Source organism: Rahnella perminowiae (genome assembly GCF_019049755.1).
GTDB classification, from domain to species: domain Bacteria; phylum Pseudomonadota; class Gammaproteobacteria; order Enterobacterales; family Enterobacteriaceae; genus Rahnella; species Rahnella perminowiae.
This window is the reverse complement of sequence record NZ_JAFMOS010000021.1, coordinates 1-256: the sequence shown is the minus strand read 5'-3', so window position 1 is coordinate 256 and position 256 is coordinate 1. Positions and strand designations below refer to the sequence as shown.

1 rRNA gene is annotated in these 256 nt (G+C 52.7%); it reads right to left on the bottom strand.

Annotated elements, in window-relative coordinates:
• A 23S ribosomal RNA gene (locus tag J1785_RS00090) occupies nt 1-256 on the bottom strand; the annotation flags it as partial.

The window sequence follows — 256 nt, the reverse complement described above, 5'->3', positions numbered from 1 at the left end:
GTTCTTTTCGCCTTTCCCTCACGGTACTGGTTCACTATCGGTCAGTCAGGAGTATTTAGCCTTGGAGGATGGTCCCCCCATATTCAGACAGGATGTCACGTGTCCCGCCCTACTCATCGAACTCACAATCTGTGCATTTTTGTGTACGGGACTATCACCCTGTACCGTGCGACTTTCCAGACGCTTCCACTAACACACAAACTGATTCAGGTTCTGGGCTCTTCCCCGTTCGCTCGCCGCTACTGGGGGAATCTCG